6 protein-coding genes are annotated in these 9,820 nt (G+C 72.2%); all 6 read left to right on the top strand.

What is annotated here, in order from left to right:
• Positions 1–230 precede the first annotated feature (230 nt).
• The gene (locus tag ABT057_RS31395) at positions 231–2,669 is read left to right on the top strand and encodes a GcvT family protein (protein WP_352347018.1); all 2,439 of its coding nucleotides are present in this window, start codon (positions 231–233) and stop codon (positions 2,667–2,669) included.
• Between the two features lie 24 nt (positions 2,670–2,693).
• Positions 2,694–3,977: a serine hydroxymethyltransferase gene (glyA, locus tag ABT057_RS31390; RefSeq protein ID WP_352347017.1), complete on the top strand. Its 1,284-nt coding sequence runs from the start codon at positions 2,694–2,696 to the stop codon at positions 3,975–3,977.
• The gene (locus tag ABT057_RS31385) at positions 3,974–5,206 is read left to right on the top strand and encodes a sarcosine oxidase subunit beta family protein (RefSeq protein WP_352347016.1); all 1,233 of its coding nucleotides are present in this window, start codon (positions 3,974–3,976) and stop codon (positions 5,204–5,206) included. Before glyA ends, ABT057_RS31385 begins: the two co-directional genes overlap by 4 nt.
• A gap of 26 nt (positions 5,207–5,232) precedes the next feature.
• Positions 5,233–8,355 carry a sarcosine oxidase subunit alpha family protein gene (locus ABT057_RS31380; RefSeq protein ID WP_352347015.1) on the top strand — a complete coding sequence of 1,041 codons (3,123 nt, stop codon included), beginning with the start codon at positions 5,233–5,235 and terminating at the stop codon, positions 8,353–8,355.
• Positions 8,348–8,923: a sarcosine oxidase subunit gamma gene (locus ABT057_RS31375; protein WP_352347014.1), complete on the top strand. Its 576-nt coding sequence runs from the start codon at positions 8,348–8,350 to the stop codon at positions 8,921–8,923. The genes ABT057_RS31380 and ABT057_RS31375 overlap by 8 nt, the downstream gene beginning before the upstream one ends.
• A gap of 49 nt (positions 8,924–8,972) precedes the next feature.
• Positions 8,973–9,820: serine/threonine-protein kinase (locus tag ABT057_RS31370; protein ID WP_352347013.1), on the top strand; the 848-nt coding region annotated here is incomplete at its 3' end.

Here is a 9,820-nt window from a genome sequence, read left to right as displayed (position 1 = left end):
GCTCGTACGGAGCGAGAATCAGCCAGACCTACGGCACCGTCCTGGACGGCTTCGCCGTCCGCGCGAGCGAGCGACAGGCCCCGCCCGCGTTCCGGCCCGTGGTCAGGCCCGTTCTCCCGCACCACGGACCCCTTGACACCTCTCGTCGGAGACAGGCACATTGAGTTGCGCAACCTGAATCAAGTTGCGCTGACAGCAACTGGACTGGTTTCGAGTTCGGAGGTTGGGCGATGGCGGGACCCCGAGTGGTCATCATCGGAGCGGGCGTCGTGGGAGCGGCCCTCGCCGACGAGATCTCCGCGCGAGGCTGGACCGAAGTGACCGTGGTCGACCAGGGCCCGCTGCCCGCCACCGGGGGCTCGTCGTCGCACGCTCCGGGCCTGGTCTTCCAGACCAACTCCTCCAAGACGATGACCGAGCTGGCCCGCTACACGGTCGAGAAGTTCTGCTCCCTCGACGTCGACGGCAAGCCCTGCTTCCTCCAGGTCGGCGGCCTCGAGGTCGCCACCACCCCCGAGCGCCTCACCGAACTCCACCGCCGCCACGGCTGGATCACCGCCTGGGGCATCGAGTCGCGGCTGCTCACCCCCGACGAGTGTGTCGCACAGCACCCGCTGGTCAACCGCGACCGGGTCCTCGGCGGCCTCCTCGTCCCCACCGACGGACTCGCCAAGGCCGTCCTCGCCGTGGAGGCCCAGATCCGCCGCGCCACCGAACGCGGCGTACGCTTCCTCGCCCGCCACGAGGTGCTCGACGTCCAGCAGGCCGACGGCCGCGTCACCGGCGTCCGCACCGACCAGGGCGAGATCGAGGCCGACATCGTGGTGTGCTGCGCCGGCATCTGGGGCCCGAAGATCGCCCGCATGGTCGGCATGAACCTGCCGCTCACCCCGCTCGCCCACCAGCTCGCCTGGACCGGCCCGGTCCCGGCGCTGGCCGGCCAGACGGAGGAGGCGGTCCGCCCGATCCTGCGCCACCAGGACGCCGACCTCTACTACCGCGACCGCTTCGACGGCATCGGCATCGGCTACTACGGCCACCGCCCGATGCCGATCTCGGCCGACGACATCCTCTCCGTGGACGAGGCCGAGACCATGCCCTCGGTCCTGAAGTTCACCGAGGAGGACTTCGAGGACGCCTGGACCGAGACCCGCTCCCTGCTGCCCGCCACGAGCGAGGCGAAGGTCGAGGAGGGCATCAACGGCCTGTTCTCCTTCACCACCGACAACTTCCCGCTGCTGGGCGAGTCCCCGGACGTCAGGGGCTTCTGGGTCGCCGAGGCCGTCTGGGTCACCCACTCCGCGGGCGTCGGCCGGGCCATGGCCGAATGGCTGGTCGACGGCTTCTGCTCGTCCTTCGACCTGCACGAGTGCGACGTCAACCGCTTCGAGCCGCACCAGCTCTCCCCGGAGTACGTCCTGGCCCGCGACTGCCAGAACTTCGTCGAGGTCTACGACATCCTCCACCCCCTCCAGCCCTCCGGGAAGCCGCGCCCGATCCGCACCAGCCCCTTCCACACCCGCCAGCAGGAACAGGGCGCCTTCTTCCTGGAGGCGAACGGCTGGGAGCGCCCGCAGTGGTACGAGGCCAACGCATCGCTGGTCGAGGGCCGCGGCATCCCCACCCCGGGCGACTGGGCGGCGCAGTACTGGTCGCCGATCGTCGGCGCCGAGGCCCAGCGCACCCGCGAGACCGTCGCCCTGTACGACATGACGGCCCTCAAGCGGCTGGAGGTGACCGGCCCCGGCGCCGCCGCCTTCCTCGAGCGGCTGACCACGAGCAAGGTCGCCAAGTCCGTCGGCTCGGTGACATACACCCTGCTCCTCGACCACGACGGCGGCATCCGCAGCGACATCACCGTCGCCCGCCTGGCCCGCGACCTCTTCCAGGTCGGCGCCAACGGCAACCTGGACCTGGACTGGTTCACCCGGCACCTGCCCGCCGACGGCACCGTCCAGGTCCGCGACATCACACCCGGCACCTGCTGCATCGGCCTGTGGGGCCCGCTCGCCCGCAAGGTCCTCCAGCCCCTCACGGACGAGGACTTCTCGAACGACGGCCTGAAGTACTTCCGCGCCAAGCGCGCCCACATCGGCAGCGTCCCGGTGACGGCGATGCGCCTCTCCTACGTCGGCGAACTCGGCTGGGAGCTGTACACCACCGCAGACCTCGGCCAGAAACTGTGGGACACCCTGTGGGCCGCCGCCGAACCGCTCGGCGGAGTCGTCGCCGGCCGCGGCGCCTTCAACAGCCTCCGCCTGGAGAAGGGCTACCGCTCCTTCGGCACCGACATGACCTACGAGCACGACCCCTACGAGGCCGGCGTCGGCTTCGCCGTGAAGCCCGACAAGGACGACTTCATCGGCAAGGCGGCCCTGGAACGCCGCAAGGAGGACGTACGACGGCGGCTGACCTGCCTCACCATCGACGACCCGGCGTCGGTCGTCCTGGGCAAGGAGCCGGTCTACGACGGCGACCGCCCCGTCGGGTACGTCACCAGCGCCGCCTACGGCTACACCATCGGCAAGGGCATCGCCTACGCCTGGCTCCCGGCGGAGCTCGCGACCCCCGGCACCACGGTCCACATCGGCTACTTCGACCAGCGAGTGGCGGCGGTCGTCGCCGAGGAGCCCCTGTTCGACCCGACCATGTCCCGCCTCCGAGGCTGAGCAGGAGAGGAACGCGAACGCCCTGTGAACGCGCTGAACACCCCCCTGGCGGAGCTGGACCCCGAGGTGCACGCCGCCCTCGCCGCCGAACTCCACCGCCAGCAGTCCACCCTCGAGATGATCGCCTCCGAGAACTTCGCGCCCTCCGCCGTGATGGAGGCGCAGGGCTCGGTCCTCACCAACAAGTACGCCGAGGGCTACCCCGGCCGCCGCTACTACGGCGGCTGCGAACACGTCGACGTCACCGAGCGGCTGGCGATCGAGCGGATCAAGTCCCTGTTCGGCGCGGGATTCGCGAACGTCCAGCCGCATTCGGGCGCCCAGGCCAACACCGCCGTCTTCTTCGCCCTGCTCCAGCCCGGCGACACCATCCTCGGCCTCGACCTCGCGCACGGCGGCCATCTCACCCACGGCATGCGCATCAACTACAGCGGCAAGATGCTGAACGTCGTGCCGTACCACGTCTCGGAGACGGACCACCTGGTCGACCTGGACGAGGTCGAGCGGCTCGCCAAGGAACACCGCCCCAAGATGATCATCGCGGGCTGGTCCGCGTACCCCCGGCAACTCGACTTCGCGGCCTTCCGCCGGATCGCCGACGAGGTCGGCGCGTTGCTGATGGTCGACATGGCGCACTTCGCGGGCCTGGTGGCGGCCGGTCTGCACCCCAGCCCGATACCACACGCCCACGTGGTGACCACCACGACGCACAAGACCCTCGGCGGCCCCCGCGGCGGAGTGATCCTCACGAATGAGGCCGACCTCGCCAAGAAGATCAACTCGGCGGTGTTCCCGGGAATGCAGGGCGGCCCGCTGGAGCACGTCATCGCGGCGAAGGCGGTGTCGTTCAAGGTCGCCGCGTCCCCCGAGTTCGCCGAACGCCAGCGGCGCACCCTGGACGGCGCCCGCATCCTCGCCGAACGCCTCACCCGCCCCGACACGGCGGCGGCCGGCGTGCGGGTCCTCACCGGCGGCACGGACGTCCACCTCGTCCTCGTCGACCTGCGCCACTCGGAGCTGGACGGCCGGCAGGCCGAGGACCTCCTCCACGAGATCGGCATCACCGTCAACCGCAACGCCGTGCCCTTCGACCCGCGCCCGCCGATGGTCACCTCGGGCCTGCGCATCGGCACCCCCGCCCTCGCCACCCGGGGCTTCACGGACGAGGACTTCAGCGAGGTCGCCGACGTGATCGCCCTCGCCCTCCAGCCGGAGCCCGACGTCCCCGGCCTGCGCGCCCGCACCGAGGCCCTGGCCGCGAAACACCCGCTCTACCCCCACCTGTCCGAGGAAGGCGACGCCCGATGAGCCCCCGCACCCCCGGCGCCGAACTCCCCGAACACCCCGACTGGCTGTGGCGCACCCCCGAGCCGAAACGTTCCTACGACGTGATCGTGGTGGGCGGCGGCGGCCACGGCCTGGCGACCGCCCACTACCTGGCCAGGAACCACGGCATCACGAACGTCGCGGTGCTGGAGAAGGGCTGGCTGGCGGGCGGCAACATGGCCCGCAACACCACCATCATCCGCTCCAACTACCTGTGGGACGAGAGCGCCGGCATCTACGAGCACGCCCTCAAGCTGTGGGAGGGGCTGGCCGAGGAACTCGACTACCCGATCCTCTTCTCCCAGCGCGGTGTGCTGAACCTCGCCCACAGCCTCCAGGACGTCCGCGACAGCGTGCGCCGGGTGGAGGCGAACCGCCTCAACGGCGTCGACGCGGAGTGGCTGGACGCCCAGCAGGTCGAAGAGGTCTGCCCGATCGTCAACATCTCCCCGGACGTGCGCTACCCGGTCCTCGGCGGTACCTACCAGCCGCGGGCGGGCATCGCCAAGCACGACCACGTGGCCTGGGGCCTGGCCCGCTCGGCGGACGCGGCCGGCATCGACATCATCCAGAACTGCGAGGTGACGGGCCTGGACGTGGTCGGCGGCCGGGTGGTGGGCGTCCAGACCACCCTCGGCCCGATCGCGGCCGGCAAGGTGGCCCTGTGCTCGGCCGGCCACACCTCGGTCCTCGCCGCGATGGCCGGCATCGAACTCCCCCTCCAGAGCCACCCGTTGCAGGCCCTGGTCTCCGAGCTGCTGGAGCCGGTGCATCCCACGGTCGTCATGTCCAACGCCGTCCACGTGTACGTCAGCCAGGCGCACAAGGGCGAACTGGTGATGGGCGCGGGCATCGACTCCTACAACTCGTACACCCAGCGCGGCGCGTTCCACATCATCGAAGAGCAGATGTCGGCCGCCCTGGAGCTCTTCCCCGTCTTCGCCCGCGCCCACGTCCTGCGCACCTGGGGCGGCATCGTCGACGTCAGCCCCGACGCCTCGCCGATCGTCGGCCTCACCCCGGTGGACAACCTCTACCTCAACTGCGGCTGGGGAACGGGCGGTTTCAAGGCCACCCCGGGCGTCGGCTGGGTCTACGCCCACACCATCGCCCACGACACGCCCCACCCCCTCAACGCCCCCTTCTCGCTCGAACGTTTCACCACCGGCGCGCTCGTCGACGAGCACGGCGCGGCCGCGGTGGCCCACTAGATCCTGGACCACTTGGGAGCCGAAGCATGCTGCTCATCCCCTGCCCGTGGTGCGGGCCCCGCAACGAGGCCGAGTTCCACTACGGCGGCCAGGCTCACGTGCCCTACCCGCAGGACCCGGCGTCCCTCGGCGACGAGGAGTGGGCCCGCTACCTGTTCTTCCGCGACAACCCCAAGGGCCCCTTCGCCGAACGCTGGAGCCACGCGGCAGGCTGCCGCCGCTGGTTCAACGTGGTCCGGGACACGGCGACGAACGAGATCCTGGAGCCGGCGCCGGCCGCGTCAGCCCGTCCGGCGTTCGAGGACGAGGCCCCTTCAGGGCCGGCCGGGGACCCGGCGGCAGAGCCCACTGCACAGCCGCACCCCCACCGCACCCGCGGCCGGGACGACCGCGAACCCCTCACCTTCACCTTCGACGGCACCGAGTACGAGGGACGCAAGGGCGACACCCTGGCCTCCGCCCTCCTGGCCAACGGCGTCATCCAAGCCGGCACCAGCATCAAACTCGGACGCCCGCGAGGCATCTTCTCCGCAGGCGTGGAGGAGCCCAACGCGGTCGTCCAGATCGAGGCGCCGTTCCCCGAGCCGATGCTCCCCGCGACCGCCGTCGAGCTCCACGACGGCCTGGTGGCGAGCAGCCTGCCCGGTCAGGGCCGCCTCGCCACGGAACCGGACCCGGCCCGCTACGACGCCGTACACGCCCACTGCGACCTGCTGATCGTCGGCGCGGGCCCGGCCGGCCTGGCCGCTGCCGCGGCAGCGGCCAGGACCGGCGCCCGTGTCGTCCTCGCCGACGACCAGCCCGAACCCGGCGGCAGTCTCCTCGGCACGGCCGAGCACCTCGACTGGGTCGCGGAGGTCACCGCACGACTGGCGGCGGCCCCCGAGGTCCGCGTCCTGACCCGCACCACGGTCTTCGGGTACTACGACGACAACCACCTCCTGGCCGTCGAGCGCCGCACCAACCACCTCGGCGCCGACGCTCCCGCGCACGTCTCCCGAGAGCGTGTCTGGCGGATCCGCGCCCGCCGGGTCGTCCTGGCCACCGGCGCCCACGAGCGTTCCCTCGCCTTCGCCGACAACGACCGCCCCGGCGTGATGCTGGCCGCCTCCGCCCGCACCTACGTCAACCGGTACGGCGTCCTCCCCGGCCGTCACGCGGTCGTCTTCACCACCAACGACAGCGCCTACGCGGCCGCACTGGACCTGCGCACGGCCGGTGTGGCGGTGCCGGCGATCGTGGACACCCGCCCCGACGCGGGGGAGTGGGCGCAGCGCGCCCGCGAGGCCGGCATCGAGGTGCTCACCGGCCACGCGGTCATCGGCACGGAGGGCGACCCGAGGCTCACCTCCGTCACCGTGGCCCCCTACGGGCAGACGACGGGCGGCAGGGACTTCCCGGCCGACCTCCTCCTCGTCTCCGGCGGCTGGAACCCCGCCGCGCACCTGTTCAGCCAGGCCGGCGGCCGGCTGCGCCACGACGCCACCCTCGGCGCCTTCGTCCCCGACACCTGCCGCCAGGCCGTCGAGGTGGCGGGCGGCGCGAACGGCACCCTCGACCTGGCCACCGCCTTCGCGGAGGGCGCCGCTGCCGGTGCCCGTGCCGTCGAGGCCGGGCTGCCCCGCGTCCCGGACAGCCTGCCGCAGCCCCACACCCCGCCCATGCACGTCTTCACGGTCCCCGGCAGGGCAGGCGCCCCCCGCTTCGTCGACCTCCAGCGCGACGTCACCGTCGACGACCTGGCCCGCGCGACCGGCGCCGGCATGCGCTCGGTCGAGCACACCAAGCGCTACACCACGGCGGGCACCGCGAACGACCAGGGCAAGACCGGCTCCGTCCTGACCAGCGGCGTCGTGGCGGAACTCCTCGGTGTGGACATATCCGCCCTCGGCACGACCACCTTCCGTCCCCCCTACACGCCGGTCTCCTTCGCCACCCTCGCGGGCCGCGACCGCGGCGCCCTGCACGACCCGATCCGGACGACCGCCCTCCACGAGTGGCACGTCGAGCACGGCGCCCTCTTCGAGAACGTCGGCCAGTGGAAGCGCCCCTGGTACTACCCGCAGGACGGCGAGGACATGGAGACGGCCGTGCTGCGCGAGTGCGCCGCCGCCCGCGACGGCGTCGCCTTCATGGACGCCTCCACCCTCGGCAAGATCGACGTCCAGGGCCCGGACGCCGCTGCCTTCCTCGACCTGCTCTACACCAACATGATGAGCACCCTGAAGGTCGGCATGATCCGCTACGGCGTCATGTGCCGCCTGGACGGCATGGTCTTCGACGACGGCACGGTCATCCGTCTCGCCCAGGACCGCTTCCTGGTCACCACGACCACGGGCAACGCCGCCGCCGTACTGGACTGGATGGAGGAGTGGCTCCAGACGGAGTGGCCCGACCTGCGCGTGCACTGCACCTCCGTCACCGAACAGTGGGCCACCGTCGCCCTGGTCGGCCCGCGCTCCCGCGAGGTCCTGGGCTCGCTCGCCCCCCGACTCGCCGTCGGCAACGACGACTTCCCGTTCATGGCCTGGCGCGAGACGACCGTCGCCGGCATCGACGCCCGAGTGTGCCGGATCAGTTTCTCCGGCGAACTCGCCTACGAGATCAACGTGTCCCCGTGGGAGGCCCGCTCCCTCTGGGAGGCCCTGTACGAGGCCGGCGCCCCCTACGGCATCACCCCGTACGGCACCGAGACCATGCACGTCCTGCGCGCCGAGAAGGGCTACCCGATCATCGGCCAGGACACCGACGGCACGGTCACCCCGCAGGACCTCGGCATGGGCTGGGCGGTGTCGAAGAAGAAGCCCGACTTCATCGGCAAACGCTCCTTCGCCCGCGCCGACACGGTCCGCCCGGACCGCAAGCAGCTGGTCGGACTGCTGCCGGAGGACCCCGGCACCTTCCTCCCCGAGGGCACCCACCTGGTCGCCGACAGCGTGCTGCCCGCCCCGCCCGTCCCGATGCTCGGCCACGTCACCTCCAGCTACCGCAGCGCGGCCCTGGGCCGGACCTTCGCCCTCGCCCTGGTGAAGGGCGGCCGGGACCGCGTCGGCGAGCGCCTCTACGCGCCGGTCGGCGACCGGCTGGTCCCCGTGACCGTCGCAAGCCCCGTCCTCTACGACCCCGAGGGAGCCCGCCGCGATGGCTGACACCGCCTTGCACCGCAGCCCGTTGGCGCACGCCAGGGACCGTCTGGCCGCCGCCACCCGCGCCTCCGGCGGCGCGGTCCGGCTCGCCGAACTCCCCTTCCTCACCCAGGTGAACGTCCGCCTCGACGCCAAGTCGGGCGCGGCGGACGCCCTCGGGCTCCCGCTCGAACCCGACACCGCCGTACGCGAGGGCGACTTGACCACGCTGTGGCTCGGCCCGGACGAATGGCTGCTGGTGGGCCCGCCCGGGAACGCCGGCCGTCTGGAGGACCGGGTCAGAGACGCCGCCGGGGACGAACCCGTCGCCGTCACCGACGTCTCGGCGCAGCGCACCACCCTCCTCGTCTCCGGTTCCCGAGCCCGCGACCTGCTGGCCCACGGCTGCCCGCTGGACCTGCACCCGCGTGCCTTCGGCCCCGGCCGCTGCGCGCAGACGACCCTCGGCCGCACCCAGGTCGTGGTCGTCGCCCGGGACCGGCCCGACGCCGGGTTCTGGGTGCTGGTCCGCTCGTCCTTCGCCGGCTATCTCACCGACTGGCTTCTGGACGCGGCGACCGAATACCTGTGACCGGACCCGCGAGCCGTGTCGCCCGCGCCCTCGGCTAGAGTCTCGCCGCGTGTCCGAAAGAATGGAACTGCCCGGGTATGAGATCCAAGGGGTCCTGGGCCGGGGCGGGTTCGCCACGGTGTACCGGGCCCGGCAACTCGCCGTGGGGCGCGAGGTCGCGCTGAAGGTGGACGGCAGGGTTCTGGCCACCCCTCGCGACCGGCAGCGCTTCCTGCGCGAGGTCACGGCGGCCGGGCAGTTGTCCGGCCACCCGCACGTCGTGCCGGTGTACGACGCCGGGGTCCTCGCCGACGACCGCCCGTACATGGTGCTGGAACTGTGCCCCGGCGGATCGCTGGGAGAACGCCTGCACCGGCAGGGCGCGCTCCCGGCCAAGGAGGCGCGCGACATCGGCGTGGGCCTCGCCGACGCGGTCGCCGCCGCCCACGCCGCGGGGGTGCTGCACCGTGACATCAAACCCGGCAACGTCATGGTGAACCGGTACGGCGGGGTGGCCCTCACCGACTTCGGGCTGGCGGCGATGCCCCGGCCGGGGCGGGACCTGTCCGTGACCCGGGAGGCGCTGACCCCGGCGTACGCGCCGCCCGAGGCCTTCCACCTGGCCGAACCCGGCCCGGCCGGTGACGTGTACTCGCTGGCCGCCACCGTGTACGCCCTGCTGCGCGGCTTCCCGCCGCACCACCCCGACGACGGGACGCAGCTCAGCCTCGCCGAGCTCATCGTGCGGCACACCTGGCCCTACCCCGACCTCCCCGGGGCGCCCGCGGCCCTGAACCAGGTGCTCCGGCACGCTCTGGCCGCGGATCCGGCCGAGCGGCTGTCCGACGCGGGCATGTTCCGTGACGCCCTCGCCGCCGTGGACCTCGACGCCGCCCCGGCCACCCTTCCCGCCTACCG

The organism is Streptomyces sp. NPDC002588 (assembly GCF_040295925.1).
GTDB lineage: Bacteria > Actinomycetota > Actinomycetes > Streptomycetales > Streptomycetaceae > Streptomyces.
Note: the sequence above shows the minus strand (reverse complement) of the source record. Positions and strands in the feature narration are given on the sequence as shown.